The following is a 16,290-nucleotide window of genomic DNA, read 5'->3' as shown; positions in this document are numbered from 1 at the left end:
GTCCCAACTTGTAACACAGCCTTCACAGCCGAGTCAACCCTTTTGTCGAAAAAAGTTTCGATGATGCAAAAACTACCAGTCGGGCACCTGCACAAAAAGCGACGGGGAAGATGCCACGGCACCTCCCCCGCCTATGCTACAGCCCTCCATGCCGCCCGGCTTAAGGGAAGTTGATGTCCAGCTGGGTGGTGAAGGTGTTCTTGCCGGCCATCGACTGGTCGTTGTAGATGTCGTAGCCGAAGATCACCGAGACGTTCTTGGTGAAGGCCCAGGAGGCACCGAAACTGAAGGCGCCTACCGTGTTATCGCCACCCTGGTAGTCGGCGGCAACCCAGAGCTTGTCCGAGATCTCGCTCATGGTGCGGTCCCAGGAGAGGAGCACGCCGTCGTTCTTGTCGCCGATCACCTTGTCGTTGCCGACGTAGTAGCCAGCGGAGAGGCGCCCCACCACCGGGAGGGTCTTCGCGGCGAGACCGTACACGATGTTGCTGTCGGTCAGGTCCTTCTTAGTGCCGAAGCCGTAACCGCCGAAGGCGAGCGCAGGGGAACCGGAGAAGAGGGAGTCTTCCGGAGTGCCGAGCTTGGCGTTGAAGGAGAGCGGGTTGCTGTCGAGGGTGTTGATCCCGTAGGTCATATAGTCCACGCCGACTTCGGCCTGAACCTTCTCGAAAGGGAGCACGCCGGCGGTGAGCCCAAGATCGTAGACATTGGGACGGAAATCGGAACCACCGGATGAGGTCCGGGTGTAGTTGTCGATACCAAGGTGCAGCGACTTGAAGGCCTGCACGTCGGTGGACGGAATCCAGATCTGGGTGGAGGGTGTCGCCATTGCGATCCCGGTGGTTGCGATGGTCAGCGCCGTTGCCATGATGAGACTTTTGATGATTCTTTTCATGTCGTTACTCCTTTGTAATTGTTTTTTGTTCTATCTTCTTTGCAACAAACTCTCTCAGACTTTCAGCCTTCCGACTGAACCTCCCCCTTTCACTGAATTTGCATAAAAAAAGGCGCCTCTCACCCGTAATGGAGAGGCGCCTTTGCCTGTCATTCTTTGGCCACGTGCACTACGCTGTGCTACGTACCTTGCGCTGTAATTAGCAGGAGCCGTGCCAGCTTCTATCCATGCACCTAAACCCCAGTAATCATTAGGCGCAGATGTGCCACCAGTGCCGGACGGAGGCAAAAAAGAGGCAGAGAAGCCTAATGTTTAAGCAGTCTCACCTGCGCACCGGCACGTATGAGGACCGGGGCTCCGACCGCGTAACATTGGTCTGCTGTTAGCCTTTTTTATTTGTAAAGGGTGTGCAGAAAAGGTAGATTGTGCCGGTTGCAACACGCCGGCGTTTGCCGGGCCGGAGGGGCTTAAAAGTGGTCATCACCTTCATACTCGTTTTTGTATTAGGAATCCTGGCCGGGGTGGTGGGGGCCATGCTCGGCCTCGGCGGTGGCATCATCATCGTTCCCGCCCTGACCCTCGGCTTCAACATGCCGATGCGCACCGCGGTGGCCGCCTCCACGGTCTGCATCATCGCCACCTCGACGGGAGCCGCCGTCGCCTTCCTGAGGGACCGCCTCACCAACACCCGGGTTGCCATATGGCTCGAAATGGGGACCGCCACGGGCGCCCTGACCGGCGCACTCTTGGCCGGCTGGGTGAACCAGCGCCTTTTGTTCATTCTCTTCGGAGTCCTCCTCGCCTACTCGGCGTACAACATGTTCCGCACCAGGAAGGAAGAGCATAAAAAGGAAGTGACTCCCGACGCCATCTCGCAGCGGCTGAGGCTCAAGGGTTCCTACTACGACAAGGCGCTCGGACGCCGGATCGACTACCAGGTGAGTCGCACTATCCCGGGGCTCATCATCATGTACTTCTCGGGAGCGGCCGCGGGACTCTTGGGGATCGGAGCGGGGATTTTCAAGGTGCCGGCCATGGACCAGGTGATGGGAATGCCGTTCAAGGCCTCGAGCGCCACCTCCAACTTCATGATCGGGGTTACCGCGGCATCGGGTGCGGTGGTTTACTTCGCGCGCGGCGACGTGAAGCCGCTGGTGGCGGGGCCGGTCGTTCTGGGAGTGCTGATCGGGGCGATCCTCGGCGCGCGCCTCATGGTGCACATGAAGGCAAGCAAGATCAGGCTCTTCTTCATGCCGATCCTGGCCTACACGGCGATTGAGATGATCTACAAGGGGGTGAAGTGGTGGTAGGAAACGGTCACGAGGCGGGCGCGGAGGTGCACCCGATCGAGTTGGTGCTGGCGCGGCTGTTGCGGCTTGGGTCGCTGATCGCCGCAGCACTTCTCACGGTGGGGATAGCTCTCATGACGATGGGGATGACCGTGCTCGCGCCGAAACTGATCACAGCCGGGCTCCTCGTGCTGCTGGGGACCCCGGTCATGCGCGTGGTGGCGGCAAGCATCATCTTCACGAAAGAGCGGGACTGGCACTTCGCCTTTTTCTCCATCGTGGTCCTCTGCGCCATGGCCGCCGGGATCTACTTCGGCAAGGGGGACTAGCCTTCCCTCTTTTCCTTCGAGGCGGCCAGCTTCTGCTTCGCCCGCTCGGCAATCTGCTTGCGGCGCGGCCCGCTCACGAGCTTCTCTTCCAAAAACGCGATGGCCGCGATGCCGACCGTCACCAGTATCCCGATACCCAACAGGTTCAACAGGAACATCCTCACCTCGCTGCGGTTATTTGCCGCCCCACTCTGCCCCAAAGCGCTCCCCCTTGTCAACCATCACGCCGCTTACCGAACATCGTGTGGCATCAGGTTCATTTAGAGCCGCCATATTGGAGTGGCATAATCCCTGGTTTCATGTAAAATGGGCCGCCCCTTTTTCCAATGGTCTGCAATTGCCCCGGTCCGCCGGCGGCTGAAATAGTTTCGGGGTCTCCCCGACACATCAAAAGGAGGAGTTCATATGAAAAGCAGCAAGGTAGCACGCAGGATCGCAATCGCGGCAACGGCTCTGGCGGCAATGGCCGGCATCGCCTTCGCCTCCAGCGAGGGAAGCGGCGTCACCGCCGACCAGGCCCTGCAGAAACTGATGGACGGCAATGCCCGCTACGTGGAAAGCAAGATGACCACCGGGACGCTGTGCGACGCTTCGGCGCGCGGCAAACTGGCGAAGAGCCAGCACCCCTACGCCATCATCCTCTCCTGCTCCGATTCCCGCGTCCCGCCCGAACTGATCTTCGACCAGTCCCTGGGCGAGGTTTTCGTGGTGCGCGTCGCCGGCAACGTGGCCGATCCGCTCGTGCTGGGGAGCGTCGAATACGCAGCCGAGCACCTCGGCAGCCCGCTCATCATGGTGCTCGGGCACGAGCGCTGCGGCGCCGTCACCGCGACCGTGGCCGGCGGCAAGCCGGAAGGAAACATCGGCGCCATCGTGAAGGAGATCGCTCCCGCCGCCAAGAAGGCGAAGGCGCAGTGCAAGGGTAAGGCGAAGGAGGAGATCATCGAGTGCGCCTCCGAGATCAACGCGAAGGCGGTCGCCGCACAGCTTCCCAAGCGCTCGAAGCTTCTCGCCAAGGAAGTAAAGGAAGGTAAGATCAAAATCGTCGCCGCCAAGTACGACCTCGACGACGGCAAGGTTACCCTGCTCAAGTAGCCCCGCAGGTTGGAAAATCAAAGAGCCGCCCCCTTTAAAGGTGGGCGGCTCTTTTGCGTCTTGCCTTGGTCAGGGCGCGTCCCCGGTACGGGGCGGCGGGTGCAGCGTCGGGACCAGGGCGGGATCGAGTTCGGCCATCCGCTCCGCCCCCAGGGAGACAAGCGCCGCGCGCATCCCCCCCGCGTCCTCCACAAGCCGCGCTACGTCCACCCCTTGGCATGCCGCGGAGACCCGGCGCAGCATGTCGCAGGCGCGCTCCAAAAGCCCCTCGGCTCCCTTGAAGTTGCCGTTACGCCAATGATGCAGCGCGACGGCTATCTGCAGCACCCCCTGGTAGAAGTCCCGCATCTCCCCCTTGGACCCCACCCAGAGTTCTTCGAGCGTCTCGTGGCACTCAAACCAGGCGCCGGAGTTGAACTCCTCAATCGCCTGCAGCAGTTCCTGCGGGGCCTCTTCCCGGCACTGATCCATGGGGCACCTCACGCCTTGGCAACCACTCCTAATCGACCAGCACCGGGCGCAATCCGGGGAGGAGGCGCTTTCCGGGATCGTTGCAGGCGACGCTGGAGATACGGTCGATGTACAGCCCTTCCCCGCCGGGAACGCAGGTATTGGCCGGTTGGTCCGCCTGTGCCTGTGCCTGCGCCTTGCCGCATCCCGGTGCACCCGTCGTGCAGATCCTGCTGATACGCACCAGCGCATACCGCGTCACGGTGTGCTGCTGATAGCTACCACCGGGCTCGAAGGCGGAGCAGTCGGTAGCGGGAACGATGAGCCACCACCCGACAAGCCTCCCGTTTTTGTCGTACTCCTTGTTGGAGCGGTCCACCTGCGGATCGTACATCATGGCCTTTATGTCACGCAGGATCGTGTCGTTGCCGCTTGCCGCGGTGAAGATCGGGAGACCGCACACCTCCTGGACCGGCATTTCCTGGCAGACGAGGTCGGACATGGTGTTGGTGAGGGTGACCGGGTGCAAAAGGGAGGTGTACAGGTAATGGCTCGCGAGGGCGCTTTTTCCCTGCGCGTCCCACGGAGCGTGGCTCATGCGCCGCTCCGGGATACTGCAGATCTCCGGAAAGGTGCAGGAGGCGGGGGTCGCCTCTGCGCAGATGGCGATGTTGGCGCGGGTGCCGGGGACGAGGGCAGCGGTGGCGACCGGCGTGGTGCCGAAGCTGTCGGTACCGCTGATCTTGGCGATGAAGGTCCCCAGGGAGCCAAGGCCCACCGAACTGCTCTCGGCGGTGCGCCTCGTTCTCACCTGCACGGCGTTCACAGGGGTGGCACCCGGGGTATAGCTGCGGCTACTCATGTTCCAGAAGCCGACCGTGATGTCGTTGTCGCCGGTGAGCGCGTTGCCGTTGTTGTTGAGGAGTCCCACCAGGGCGGCGGCGTCGTGCTTGCCGGTGACGAGATCGACCGCGGCGCTGCGCGCCTGCGCCTGCACCAGGTCGCTTGCGACCCCGGCAAGCAGCTTAGGGTCGGCCTGGGCCTGCTGGAGATAGCGCTGCTTGACGTTTTGGGCACCGGTCAACGCCGCCATCTCGGCGGAATGCTGCAAATCCTCTTCGCTTACGTACATGTAGCCGATGTCGATGGCAAGGCCTGTCACCACGAGGAAGACGACCAGCATGATGGTGACGTAGCTGGTATCCAAGGCTGAATCTTCTCCGGACACGGGGATCTCCAGATGGGGCGGTGTTTTGTTACAGCCGGGTGCGACATAATAGCATCATCACGCAAAGAAGGGCCATGCAGAAATCGCATGGCCCTTCTTTTTTACAACATCAGTTGAAAAGCATCCTAGGCGGAAACCTTGACGGCGACCTTCTCGCCTGCCACCTCGGCGGCCTCGACCTCGACCGCTTTCTTCTCACGCAGGAAGAAGGTGATCACGGTGCCGAGGGCCAGGCAGGAGCCGGCGAGGATGAAGGACTTGTTCAGGCCGCCCGGCTGTGCGTTCATCATCTCGGAAACGCGCCCCATGACGAAGCCCCCCACGCCCCAGGCGCTAAAGAGCACGCCGTAGTTGAGGCCGTAGTTCTTGAAGCCCCAGTAGTCCTTTGCGAAGGAGGGGAACAGGGTGAGGTTAGAGCCGTAGTTGAAGCCGATCAGGGAGGCGAGGACGACGAGCATCGCGGCGGAGCCGGAGCCGACCACGGGGACCGCGGCGAACATCAGGATGGCCTGGAAGCCGAGCATGATGGTCAGGGTGGCGCGGCGGCCGATCTTGTCGGAGAGAACACCGGCCACTACGCGGCCCGAGGCGTTGCCGATCGCCATGATGGCTACCGCCACGAAGGCCATGGGGCCCATACTTTTCTTGGCGAGACCGGCCACGGAACCGATCACCATGAGGCCTGCGCCGGCGCCGATGAAGAAGGTGGCCCAGAGCATGTAGAACTTCGGCGACTTGAGCATCTCGCTGACCGTCGCGTCGTACACGGATTTCTTGGCCGGAGCGGCCTTCTCCTCACCCTTCATTACCGGCTCGGCCGGGACGTACCCTTTCGGGGGGTTCACCAGGGCGAAGGAGAGACCGCAGACGATGACGGCGAAGCCCGTCGCCAGGATGTACATGGACTGCTGGATGCCGTAGGCGCCCAGGAGATAGCTGGAAAGCGGCGCGATGTAGACCGGCGCCAGGCCGAAGCCGGCAACCACGATGCCTGCGATGAGGCCGGTCTTCTTGGAGGAGAACCATTTGAGCGCGGGCGGTGTGGCGGCGGAATAGCCGAAGCCGAAACCGGAGCCGGCAAGGACGCCGAAGCCGGTGACCCAGGCGGCGTAGCTGTTCGAGTAACCCATGAGGGTGAAGCCCGCCCCAACGAGGATGCCGCCGATCAGCGCGGTCTTCGCGGGACCGATCTTGTCCTGGCATTTGCCCGCGACGATCATGGAGAAGGCAAAGGCGAGACAGCAGAGTGCGTAGGGATCATTGATGGAGCTTAAGCTCCACTGGAAGGCATCAGGGCCGCCCTTTTCGATGGACGACTTGATGGCCCCCTTGAAGATACTCCAGGCATACAACACCCCGAGCGCCAGGTTGATACCGGTTCCGGCGGAGACTACCTGCCAGCCCTTGTTAGATGATGCTTGTGCCATGCCTTTATACCTCCATAGTTGGATTTGCGACTCTTGCCAGAGACCTTAGCAACCTGCATACCAATGTTTTAAAGTTTTGTATATTTTTCACTTATGCCGTGTTTACGGCACGTTACGATGGAGCACATCATCCCGGAGCGATTTCCCATCGCGTCCCCTTTTCGCACAACGGCGAAAGCGGTTCGAGCCAGTTTCCGGTACCGTTTTCCCTGTATGATGCGTGATATCAGCAGCTTGGTCCGGAGAGATGGACCCGCCGAGGCGCTTCGCAAATATGCGAAAGGGGCGCACCATGTTTTGCAAAATTGAAAATATTGGCGGATTTGTATAACAGTCAAAGAGGTGTGTAGTGAGGATGGCGACTGCAGAAAAAGCAAAGGCCGGCTCCCGTGGGGGCCGGCCCGGCGCCTTGCGGACCTGAAAAAGCTCAGCAGAACAGCACGTTACCCCTGCGTTCGGGGCCGCGATAGACCCTACCCCCCATCCCCCGCACGCTGTCGACGCCGACCTGGACGCACTCGCCGTCACTACGCAGGAAGGAGACGATCGCCGCCTGTTCTATCAGCTTCTGGAGTTCCTCCGCCTTTACCAGTCCGCGTCTTTCATCCGCAAACACAACCGGAATCTTCATACCTATCCCTCCTTGAGATACTGTCCGTCGCGCAAGCATCGTTAAGATATTTTAGCAATGCCTAAGGCGATGGCAAGAACCCCACAGGCAAAAAAAATCGCCGTGAGTAAGAGTGTTGTCTTCTTTGAGCGTCGGACGCCTCCTGTGACCATTGCCGTGATTTCCTCACTTCTTCCACATTGTCTACACATTCGGGAGGTAGAGTCTTTCCATCTTCGGCAACAACAGAGAAATCACAACACAGAGCGAAATACAAAGGAGCGTCGACATGAAAAGACAAATGAAGCGCCTGATGCTGTTTGCCTGCATTACCGCTACCACCGTCCTCGGAAGCCAGAGCGCCTTTGCCGGCTATGGTGCCGGCGGAGATGGACGCATGGGCGGATGCGAACAGCAAAAACACAAGGGGCACGGCGGGATGTTCAGAAAGATGGCCCGCGAGCTCGGCCTGACCGACGCGCAGAAGCAGCAGGTGCGTACGCTCTTCGAGGCGGAGCGGCAGAAAAACAAACCGACTTTCGCGGCCCTCGGAACCGAGCGCCGCGCGCTTCGTGACCTCGTGCACTCAGGCAGTGCCGACGAGGGGGCGATCAGAGCCCAGTCTGCCAAGGTCGCTGGACTGCAGGCCGATCTCGCCGTGGCGCGTGCAGCGGTTGCGAAACAGGTCCTGGCCCTGCTGACGCCGGAGCAGGCAGCGAAGTTCAAGGAACTCAAGAGGGGGCGCGGCTTAGGCGGCATGTGCCTTGAGCAGGAGCGCTAGCCACGAACGAAGCTGCCGACTCGTGCAACTGCCGGGAGGGGACTCCTCTCCCGGCCTGTTACCATCACTCCCATCCCCCCCCTCTTTTGGCCTCTCATTTCCGCCCCCCCGCATTGTGCATTACCATCCCCTAGCGTAAAATAGGCACTGGTAAAAAGGAGGACAAATCATGAGAAGACCGACATTCATTCTTTTATTAGCAGCAACCCTTCTCACCGCCTGCGCGACTTATCCGCCCTCGAACCCACAGCAGCAGCGCCTGCAGTCCATGCCGCAGCGGTACAGCCAATTTGATGTTGTCATGGGATGGGAAGTTAAGCCTTCCGATGGTGGGACCGTCGTGCAGGGGGTAGTGAAAAACGTCCGTTATTACATCATGCGCGGCATGGAGATATGGGTGGCACCTCTTGATGCCTCCGGGAAGGAAATCACGCGCAGCGTGACATACATCATTCCGAACGACCTGATGCTTGACCAGGCCGCCGACTTCACCGTCAAGCTCCCCGTTCCCGTCACAGCAGGTGAACGGCTGCGCTTCACCTACAAATACTTTGGAAGCGACGGTGGCGAGGGTGCCAAGGGGGGCGGCATGGACTGGATGCAGAGCTTCGTCACGGTGGTCCCGGCAAGGTAGCAAAAGCCCGCGCGCACAGGCGGCGGCAAGGAACGGCGGGGCGGACGTCATGAAAGACAAAGATGACATGGAAATGAAAGCCGCTGGCTCACCACAGGCATCGTCGGCAGAAAGGGACCAGCTCTTCCGTCTGATGGCAGAGCAGGTAAGGGATTACGCCCTCATCCTTCTAGACGCCAAAGGGGAGATCGCATCCTGGAACAGTGGAGCGCAGCGGATCACCCGGTATCCCGCCGACGAGATACTAGGACGGCATTACTCCCTTATGCACCCGAAAGAGGAGGTCAAGTCCGGCGCACCGCAGCGCGAACTGACAGTAGCGGGGTCGTTAGGGAGCCTGGAGCTGCAGGGGTGGCGGCTTCGCAAGGACGGCAGCCGTTTCTGGGCCTCCATCGCGCTCACCGCGCTCAAGGACGATACCGGCGGCATTCTGGGCTACTCCCTCATCCTCCACGACAACACGGAGCGGCGCGCCTCGGAAGAGGCGGTGGCTAAGAGCCGCAACATGCTGGAGCGCCTCTTCGAGACGGCGCCGGACGCCGTCGTCGTCGTGGATGGCGGCGGGGTGATCCGCAAGGTGAACCAGCAGGCCGAGGTGATCTTTGGCTACATGCGCGAGGAGATGCTCGGGCAGCGCATCGAGATCCTCATTCCGAAGCGCTTCCACAAACGCCACCGACAGCACCTGCGCAACTACTTCGGCGACCCGCGAGCCCGCAAGATGGGGATAGGCCTCGAGCTCTACGGACGCCACAAAAACGGCGCGGAGATCCCAGTCGACATCATGCTGAACCCGATCGCGGCACAGGACGCCACCTGGGTCTTCGCCGTCATCCGCGACATCACGTTGCAAAAGCAGGGTGAGGCGAAGATCCTGGAACTGAACCTCACCCTCAGGAACCAGTTGGACCAGCTCGCCGCGACCAACCGGGAGCTGGAATCCTTCAGCTACTCGGTTTCCCATGACCTGCGCGCGCCTTTAAGGCACATCATCGGCTTCGTCGACCTGTTGAACGCGAAGGGGGGAACCAATCTCGACGACAAGAGCCGGCACTACCTTGAGGTGATCAGCGGTGCAGCCACGAGGATGGGGATGCTGATCGACGACCTGCTCGCCTTCTCCCGCATGGGGCGCAGCGACATGATGAAGGGGTGGGTGGACCTGGGTCTTTTGGTGCGGGAGATCGTGGCGGACCTGCAGACGGACGTGCAGGACAGAAAGATCGAATGGGACGTGACCGCCCTTCCGGTGGTGCTCGGCGACGCGGCGATGCTGCGGCAGGTGCTTATCAACCTAATCGGCAATGCCGTCAAGTTCACGCGTGGGAGAGAAGTGGCGAGAATCGCCGTTGGTTCGGTGGAACTGAAAGAGGAAACCGACATCTTCGTGAAGGACAACGGCGTCGGCTTCGACGAGGCCTACGCCAACAAGCTGTTCGGGCTGTTCCAGCGCCTGCACGCCAACGAGGAGTTCGAGGGCACCGGTGTCGGGCTCGCCATCGTCCAGCGCATCGTGCTGAGACACGGAGGACGCGTCTGGGCCGAGGGAACCGTGGACGGCGGCGCGAGCTTCTGGTTCTCGCTTCCGAAAACACTCCCGCCGTCCGCGTGACCCTCGCGAGGTGGCGCCCTACAGCTTGTTCCTGAGCGTCTCCTTGAGCTCTAGGATGGCAAGGGCCTGCATGTACTCTCCCAGGAAATCGATGTTCTTGAAGGCCACTCCCTCGCCGAAATAATCGTCGATCTCGTGGATCGCTTGCTTCATCAGCTTCTGTCCTGGGGTCAACCTTGTCAGATCCGGATTCATGTCTTGCTCCGCTTAGTTGTGACTTACCTGCACGATTAAACATTCTAAATGGAGAGCACAGAGTGTCAACAACTCCGACGCTCTCCCCTCGGAGATTTAGCTTTACCAATGCGCCGCAATCGGGTTACTCTGTTGCCCCAGAGAACATCACCCGGGCGTCCATGCGCCGCCCCGCGGAGCACGCCCCGCCATGAAGATCATGTTCGTTTCCCTGTTCCTACCGCAGCAAAACGCCTACCATGCCGGGGGACGCTACGTTAATGAGTTGCTGCGCCGACTCTCGGAGCGGCACGAGATCCACCTCGCCACCCGGTTTGAAGAGGGGGAGGAAGCATCCCTCGCCGAGCTTGCCCCCTACTGCGCCCGCATCCATCCCTTCAGCTACCCGCGTATCTCCCGCAGGGGAGTTTTCGGGTCACTGCGCCTTGTCGCCAACTACCTCGCCTTCAGCCGCTTCGCCGACCGGCTCATCCGCACCGGCAACTACGACATCGTACAGGTCGAATGGGTGGAGACCGCCCTCTTCATCCGGCGTGGGAAAACCGCAATGGTGCTCGATGCCCACGACGTCATCACCAAGCCGGCACGCCGCGCCTTCGAGCGCTCCAGCGGTGCGGCAAAACTTTGGCATGCCCTGCGCTGGCGCCTAGTGCGCGGCGTGGAACGCACCATCATGTCCCGTTTCGACCGGATCTTCACCATGTCCGAATTCGACCGGCGCTATCTGCTCGAACTCGCGCCGCGATTGGAGGTCTCTACCGTTCCCATTCCGGCCGGAATGGACATAACCGATGTCAGCTATCCGAGGATCCCCGAGCGCCTGCTCTTTCTCGCCTCCTACCGGTATCGGCCCGTGAACGTGGAGGCGGCGCTGTGGTTCCACTCCCGCGTACTGCCGCTTGTGCGCCGTGAGTTTCCCGGGGCGGAATTCGTCATCGCCGGCTATGGCCCCCCGGAAGAGCTTTTGCGGCTGGTAGAGACCGATCCCGGCACCAAGGTCACAGGGTTCGTCGAGGACACCGATCCGGTTTACAAGAGTGCCTCGGTATTCGTCGCCCCCATACTTACCGGCGGCGGCATCATCGTTAAGATCCTGGACGCCCTGGCCGCAGGCACTCCGGTGGTCACCACCAGCATCGGCAACGAGGGAATCAACGCCTCTCCGGGAGTGCATCTGTTGGTGGCGGACACCCCGGAGTCTTTCGCCGACGCGGTGATCGCACTGCTGCGGGACGAAGGGAAAAGGGCGCGTCTGGCTCAAGGCGGCCACGACTTTGTCACCGCCAACTTCAGCATGGAGGCGATTTTAGAGCGCATCGAGTCGGCCTACGCCGAGTTGCGGAAACGGCGTCCATCCCCTTAGCCGCATCACGGCAGCCCCCGCGACGAAAGCACCCGGCCAAAGCCCCTTCGAGGTCGACGCGACGCGCACGCCTTTCCTTTCTCCTGAGCAGAGACTGCTGCCGACGCAGATGCCTTGATCCTGTGGCGCCGGTGACCGAAAAACAGTTGCCCCAGCAAGGGTTTGCTTGCTATAGTGCCGGGGATTTTTCGCAAAGGAACACCTATGTCCGATATGGAAAACCAGATGGGGCTCTTCGAGTCCGCCCCGGCGCCGGTCCCTCCCCTTGCTCCGGCCATGCAAGCAGCGCAACCCGCTCCCAAAGCGCCCCAGGAAAGCCCTGCCTCCACGGTACGCGAGGCGCCCATAAAGTCCCGCCCCAGAAAGGGGGCCGCCCCCGGGCGGAAGAAGGCACCACTCTCGAAAGCGGCGCCGAAGGGGGTCTCGGGGCTAGTACCGGAGGGGGACGTGCGGCTTACCGCCAACATCCGACAGGACCTGCACCTGAAGCTTAAGATCGCCTCCGCCTACCGCAGAACCACCATCGGCGAGATCCTCGAGGAGCTCATCGAGAAATACGTGTGATATGGAGCGCGGGAACGCGCCTTGTACATTTTTTGCCGACAACCATCCACAGAGTGCAACCTATGCAAAAAACCGATAAAAAACCTGCATCAAAGATCAGGGGCGCGGTATGCACCCTGCTTTTCCTCACCGGGCTGGCCGCTACGTCCCAGGCTCTGGCTGCTGATACCCCGCACGACTACACCCTGAACGTCTCCGCCGGGGGCCTTAAGTTCTCCGGGCAGGATGACCTGCGCCACAGCCCAGTGTACGACATCAGGTTCGGCTACGACATCGTCGGCACCAGCATTGTGGACAGCCTTGGTATCGAGGGAGGTCTCTCCTACGCCTACGCCAAGTCCACGAAGGACAACACCTCGGCCCGCGCCTATTTGATGCGCGTCGATGCGATATACCCGTTTCTGCCGCGTAAACGCCTGGTGCCTTTTCTTGCGGTGGGCGCAGGCGGTATGGTTATCCAGCGGCCCACGAAGACTGACGGCGCACCACTTCTTGCTTACGGCGGTGGGATGAAATACTTCCTGACCGAGTACATGGCCCTGAGGCTCGATTTGCGCCAAAACATCCTCTTCAACGTGGGAAGTCGCAGCGATTTCCAGTATATGCTCGGTCTCAGCTTCCTTTTTGACCGCGACACGAAGATCAGGCGCCTGCCGCTGCCTCCCCCTCCGGCTGCCGAGAAGAAGGGACCCGCGGCCCCGGCCGTTCCGATCCTCGATTTCGACAAACAGCAGGAACCGGGTAAGAAAGAGCCAGAAAAGCCAGCCGAGTCGCAACCAGCGGTGCAGCTCCCGCTTCCGGCGGCCGTAGTTGCAGCACCGGTCGCAGCGGTCACTGGCCTGTTGAACCAACCGGAGCAGCCCAAGACCGAAGCGCCGCAGGAGACACTACCCGCAGCCAAACCGGTCAGCGAGGCGCCGCCCCAGACCGAGCCCGCTCCCCAGACGCGGGAGCCGTTAAAGGTCGAGCTCGCCGAGCCGTTCGCTGCGCCGCTTCCCGACGCGGCTTCCCAGGAGATGATCGAATCGATCCTCTGCCCCATCGATCCTCCTGCGACACAAAAACAGCGTGTCCTGAAGAAACCATCGGTGACCATCTTCTTCGACAACGGCAGCGCCGTAATAAAGCCGCAATTCATGCCCGAGATCAACAGGATCATCGCGTATGTCAAGAAGCACCCCGGAAGCGAGGTCCACATAGAAGGGCATACCGACCGCAACGGTACTTCGGATAGGAACGTCGACCTCTCCAGAGCGCGCATGAACAGCGTGAAGCAGACGCTCATCAAGAAGATCGGCCGAGTGAAGGTGAAGCTTACCGAGCAGGCCTTCGGATGCCGCCTTCCGATCGAAAGCAACAGAGAAGAAAAAGGAAGGTCGAAAAACAGAAGGGCCACCATCGAGGTGACCCCTCCCTAATACAGGAAGATTGGCAGTTCAATTGCGGCGCGGGAACCATCCCGCGCCGTTTTTTTTATTTGCTATGGCAGGTGAGGCAGAGAGCGCTGCCGCGGTCGCTCATGACGAGATGGCCGCGTTCCTGGTTGGCCGGATCATGGCAGGTAAGGCAGCCGACCTTACCGTCCACGAAGACCATCTTCGGGTTGCCGAACACCGGCTTGAAGTCGCGGGGGTTGGCGGCGTAGGCTGCGTAATCCATCCCGATGGCATGGTCCTTCGTAACACCGCGCATCTGCTGGCGGCGGAACGGGTCGTTCTTCAGGTTGATTGTGACGTCGCTGGCCCTAGAGCCGTCATGGCAACCGAGGCAGTCACGGCTTAAGGGGTCAACACCGATGTTCACGTTGAGGGACTCGTTATCGTCCGGGAAGAAGGAGGCGGGCTGGACGTTGTCGTACATATCCTCGACCGTGGCAACCCTAGGGGCCGCTCCGTCCTGGTACTGCGCTACCTTCTGCATGTAGCGTGCACGGAACTGCTTGTTCTGCAGCTGGATGCTAAGTGCGCACCTTTCGCCGTCGCCGCGGGAGGCGATGCCGATAGCCTGGAACGCGGCCGACTCATTCACCGGTGTAATAGCAGAGCAAAGGGTCATCGCAACAGCGGCCGTCAATACACTTTTGATTGTTCTCTTGTTAGCACGCATGTCCCGTTACCTCCTTGAGTATTTGCATTACCCATTACAAGGGAGATACCGGAACATTGCACGCGAGCAAAAAAGTTATAACAACCTAAAATAACACGTGTTTTATTTTTACATCTCAAGGTAAATGAATTTTACTTTCAAAAATACCCTGTTCAATAGCTGCACAGTTTTGCCTGACCTATTTTCGCCCCCCCCTGCTTACCCGCCCCAGGAGCCATGGGGCAAGCCCCTTTAAATACGGCCATCACCATGTCTAACTACCGTCTAGCGAGTCTCCGACGCCACGGCCACGAGCCCTGAACACGAGGCAACTCTGGTGCAGGCCTGGGACCGGTGACGAGGGGTGTGCAGCCTCATGGGCAGAGTGAGCAAAATCTGAACTGCACGAACCGTTAGCCTCAGTACCGCTAGGTCGCTGCATAATGGGGCTAGGAAATTGTCATAAAATTCTAGAAATGGATCTCTGTGACAGCAGCAACGGAGATCGAGGCTGCAGAAAGGCAGGAATCGGAAAAACGCCGGCGGCACAATAGTCTTTTAAAAATAGTGGAAATGGGGTAAAAATAGTGGGCGTGTCGCCGGTCACCCGTCACTTACGGTACTTCCGCCGGCCGGTTCCATTTAACCTAAGAGGAGCACTGAATGAAGAGAAATGCTATGAGAATCGCCGCAGGCCTTTTGGCCGTGGCTGCAATGACCGGCTGCGCAGGGACCTCTAAGAATGCGCGTTTGGCGCCTCAGCCGCAGACCACGCCAGCCGAAGCTCCCTTACCTGATCCAGTGCTGGAAGGCAAGGTGCTTGAGACGATGAATGTCGACTCCTACACCTATCTGCTCATCGAGAAGGACGGACGTAGTACCTGGTCCGCCATCCCCTTTGCGGACGTTAAGACGGGGGAGCAGATCGCCCTTGTTCCTGGGATCGACATAGTGAACTTCAAGAGCGCCATTCTCGGGCGGACCTTCCCTTACATCCACTTCTCTGCAGGGATCAAAGGGGGCAAGCCGTACGTAATTCCCCAACAAAAGGACACACCTGCTGGGCAGACCGCGGCTATGCCGTCCAATCATCCCGCCCTCACTCAGGCTGCAGGTGACGCTAAAGCGCCGGGAGCCGTACCGGCAAACCACCCGCCCATGGGGCAGCCCGCGCCGAACGCCAAGCCGGCTTACCAGCCCGTTCTTTCTGGAAAGGTAGTAGAGTCACTCGATTCCAACGGTTACACCTACGTCTGCCTGGAGAAGGACGGGCGTAAGACCTGGGCCGCCATTCCCGTCACTAAGCTTAAAAAAGGCGCCGAGGTATCCATCTACCCCGGCAACATCATGCCGGTCTTCACCAGCAAGAGCCTGAAGCGGACCTTTGAGAATATTGTGTTTTCCAGGGGACTGGTGCTCGACGAAGACCAGTAAAGACGCAATACATCACAGCAACACCAAGGAGGGGGTCCGACCAGGGTCCCCCTTTTTTTTGATCACCGTAATTCAGCGCATGCAGGTTTCTGCCCCTAGAAGGACTGGACAAGGCTCCCTCCCCTCCTTTACGACGGGGGAGCACGCTGAGGCTAAAGTAGAGCTTCGCTGGCATCTGCACTCCCAGGTCAGCGAGATTTCACGAACAACCTCCCCAAAGGGCTCACTCGGCTTTAGGCTAAGGGGGCTCTTCAGAACATTCACGAAAGAACCAATAAAAAAGGACCTTCCCGGCGGGA

Annotated in this window: 18 protein-coding genes; 10 read left to right on the top strand and 8 right to left on the bottom strand. The window is 60.2% G+C overall.

The features are described 5' to 3' along the window. Positions 1-160 precede the first annotated feature (160 nt). Entirely contained in the window at positions 161-895 is a 735-nt protein-coding gene (locus E8K79_RS19120) for a hypothetical protein (RefSeq protein WP_136516149.1), read from the bottom strand. Positions 896-1,368: 473 nt separating this feature from the next. Between E8K79_RS19120 and E8K79_RS19115 the strand changes: the two genes are divergently transcribed. Together E8K79_RS19115 and E8K79_RS21395 are read left to right on the top strand one after the other, a co-directional pair. Next, positions 1,369-2,205: a sulfite exporter TauE/SafE family protein gene (locus E8K79_RS19115; RefSeq protein ID WP_136516148.1), complete on the top strand. Its 837-nt coding sequence runs from the start codon at positions 1,369-1,371 to the stop codon at positions 2,203-2,205. Then, a complete protein-coding gene (locus E8K79_RS21395) occupies positions 2,196-2,513 on the top strand; it encodes a DUF1634 domain-containing protein (RefSeq protein WP_136516147.1) in 318 nt (105 codons plus the stop codon). Before E8K79_RS19115 ends, E8K79_RS21395 begins: the two co-directional genes overlap by 10 nt. Here E8K79_RS21395 and E8K79_RS19105 read toward each other — a convergent pair. After that, positions 2,510-2,713, bottom strand: coding sequence for a hypothetical protein (locus E8K79_RS19105; protein ID WP_136516146.1), 204 nt, complete (start codon positions 2,711-2,713; stop codon positions 2,510-2,512). The genes E8K79_RS21395 and E8K79_RS19105 overlap by 4 nt on opposite strands. A gap of 205 nt (positions 2,714-2,918) precedes the next feature. Here E8K79_RS19105 and E8K79_RS19100 point away from each other — a divergent pair, with 205 nt between their 5' ends. Continuing rightward, positions 2,919-3,608, top strand: coding sequence for a carbonic anhydrase (locus tag E8K79_RS19100; RefSeq protein ID WP_136516145.1), 690 nt, complete (start codon positions 2,919-2,921; stop codon positions 3,606-3,608). 69 nt (positions 3,609-3,677) lie between these two features. Here E8K79_RS19100 and E8K79_RS19095 read toward each other — a convergent pair whose 3' ends face one another. The 4 genes from E8K79_RS19095 to E8K79_RS19080 all read right to left on the bottom strand — a co-directional run bounded on the left by E8K79_RS19095 (position 3,678) and on the right by E8K79_RS19080 (position 7,344). Further along, on the bottom strand, positions 3,678-4,079 hold the full coding sequence (locus E8K79_RS19095) for a DUF309 domain-containing protein (RefSeq protein WP_136516144.1): 402 nt from the start codon (positions 4,077-4,079) through the stop codon (positions 3,678-3,680). Positions 4,080-4,107: 28 nt separating this feature from the next. Beyond that, complete coding sequence (locus E8K79_RS19090) at positions 4,108-5,265, bottom strand: pilus assembly protein TadG-related protein (RefSeq protein WP_136516143.1); 1,158 nt, start codon at positions 5,263-5,265, stop codon at positions 4,108-4,110. Between the two features lie 146 nt (positions 5,266-5,411). Further along, positions 5,412-6,713 (bottom strand): L-lactate MFS transporter, encoded by a 1,302-nt coding sequence (locus E8K79_RS19085; RefSeq protein WP_136516142.1) that lies wholly within the window; start codon positions 6,711-6,713, stop codon positions 5,412-5,414. Positions 6,714-7,140: 427 nt separating this feature from the next. Further along, positions 7,141-7,344, bottom strand: a complete 204-nt coding sequence (locus E8K79_RS19080) for a GSU3473 family protein (protein WP_136516141.1) — start codon at positions 7,342-7,344, stop codon at positions 7,141-7,143. Between the two features lie 268 nt (positions 7,345-7,612). Between E8K79_RS19080 and E8K79_RS19075 the strand changes: the two genes are divergently transcribed. From E8K79_RS19075 to E8K79_RS19065, 3 genes are all read left to right on the top strand, one after another. Continuing rightward, on the top strand, positions 7,613-8,104 hold the full coding sequence (locus E8K79_RS19075; RefSeq protein ID WP_136516140.1) for a Spy/CpxP family protein refolding chaperone: 492 nt from the start codon (positions 7,613-7,615) through the stop codon (positions 8,102-8,104). A 169-nt stretch (positions 8,105-8,273) separates the two neighbouring features. After that, complete coding sequence (locus tag E8K79_RS19070) at positions 8,274-8,738, top strand: hypothetical protein (protein ID WP_136516139.1); 465 nt, start codon at positions 8,274-8,276, stop codon at positions 8,736-8,738. 49 nt (positions 8,739-8,787) lie between these two features. Further along, positions 8,788-10,350 carry a sensor histidine kinase gene (locus tag E8K79_RS19065; RefSeq protein WP_136516138.1) on the top strand — a complete coding sequence of 521 codons (1,563 nt, stop codon included), beginning with the start codon at positions 8,788-8,790 and terminating at the stop codon, positions 10,348-10,350. 18 nt (positions 10,351-10,368) lie between these two features. Here the strand turns inward: E8K79_RS19065 and E8K79_RS21635 are convergent, their stop codons facing one another. After that, positions 10,369-10,503 carry a hypothetical protein gene (locus tag E8K79_RS21635; RefSeq protein ID WP_281276112.1) on the bottom strand — a complete coding sequence of 45 codons (135 nt, stop codon included), beginning with the start codon at positions 10,501-10,503 and terminating at the stop codon, positions 10,369-10,371. 232 nt (positions 10,504-10,735) lie between these two features. On the opposite strand from E8K79_RS21635, the gene E8K79_RS19060 reads away from it, so the two are divergent. The 3 genes from E8K79_RS19060 (at position 10,736) to E8K79_RS19050 (ending at position 13,890) form a co-directional block, all read left to right on the top strand. Then, positions 10,736-11,908, top strand: a complete 1,173-nt coding sequence (locus E8K79_RS19060; protein ID WP_136516137.1) for a glycosyltransferase family 4 protein — start codon at positions 10,736-10,738, stop codon at positions 11,906-11,908. A gap of 204 nt (positions 11,909-12,112) precedes the next feature. Continuing rightward, on the top strand, positions 12,113-12,472 hold the full coding sequence (locus E8K79_RS19055; RefSeq protein ID WP_136516136.1) for a hypothetical protein: 360 nt from the start codon (positions 12,113-12,115) through the stop codon (positions 12,470-12,472). 62 nt (positions 12,473-12,534) lie between these two features. Beyond that, positions 12,535-13,890 (top strand): OmpA family protein, encoded by a 1,356-nt coding sequence (locus E8K79_RS19050; protein WP_136516135.1) that lies wholly within the window; start codon positions 12,535-12,537, stop codon positions 13,888-13,890. 55 nt (positions 13,891-13,945) lie between these two features. On the opposite strand, the gene E8K79_RS19045 is transcribed toward E8K79_RS19050, so the two are convergent. Then, positions 13,946-14,578, bottom strand: a complete 633-nt coding sequence (locus E8K79_RS19045) for a cytochrome c3 family protein (RefSeq protein ID WP_136516134.1) — start codon at positions 14,576-14,578, stop codon at positions 13,946-13,948. A gap of 642 nt (positions 14,579-15,220) precedes the next feature. On the opposite strand from E8K79_RS19045, the gene E8K79_RS19040 reads away from it, so the two are divergent. Further along, on the top strand, positions 15,221-15,991 hold the full coding sequence (locus E8K79_RS19040; protein WP_136516133.1) for a hypothetical protein: 771 nt from the start codon (positions 15,221-15,223) through the stop codon (positions 15,989-15,991). The last annotated feature ends 299 nt before the right edge of the window (positions 15,992-16,290 follow it).

The sequence above is a fragment of the Geomonas edaphica genome (genome assembly GCF_004917075.1).
GTDB classification, from domain to species: domain Bacteria; phylum Desulfobacterota; class Desulfuromonadia; order Geobacterales; family Geobacteraceae; genus Geomonas; species Geomonas edaphica.
This window is presented reverse-complemented; position numbering and strand designations above follow the sequence as displayed.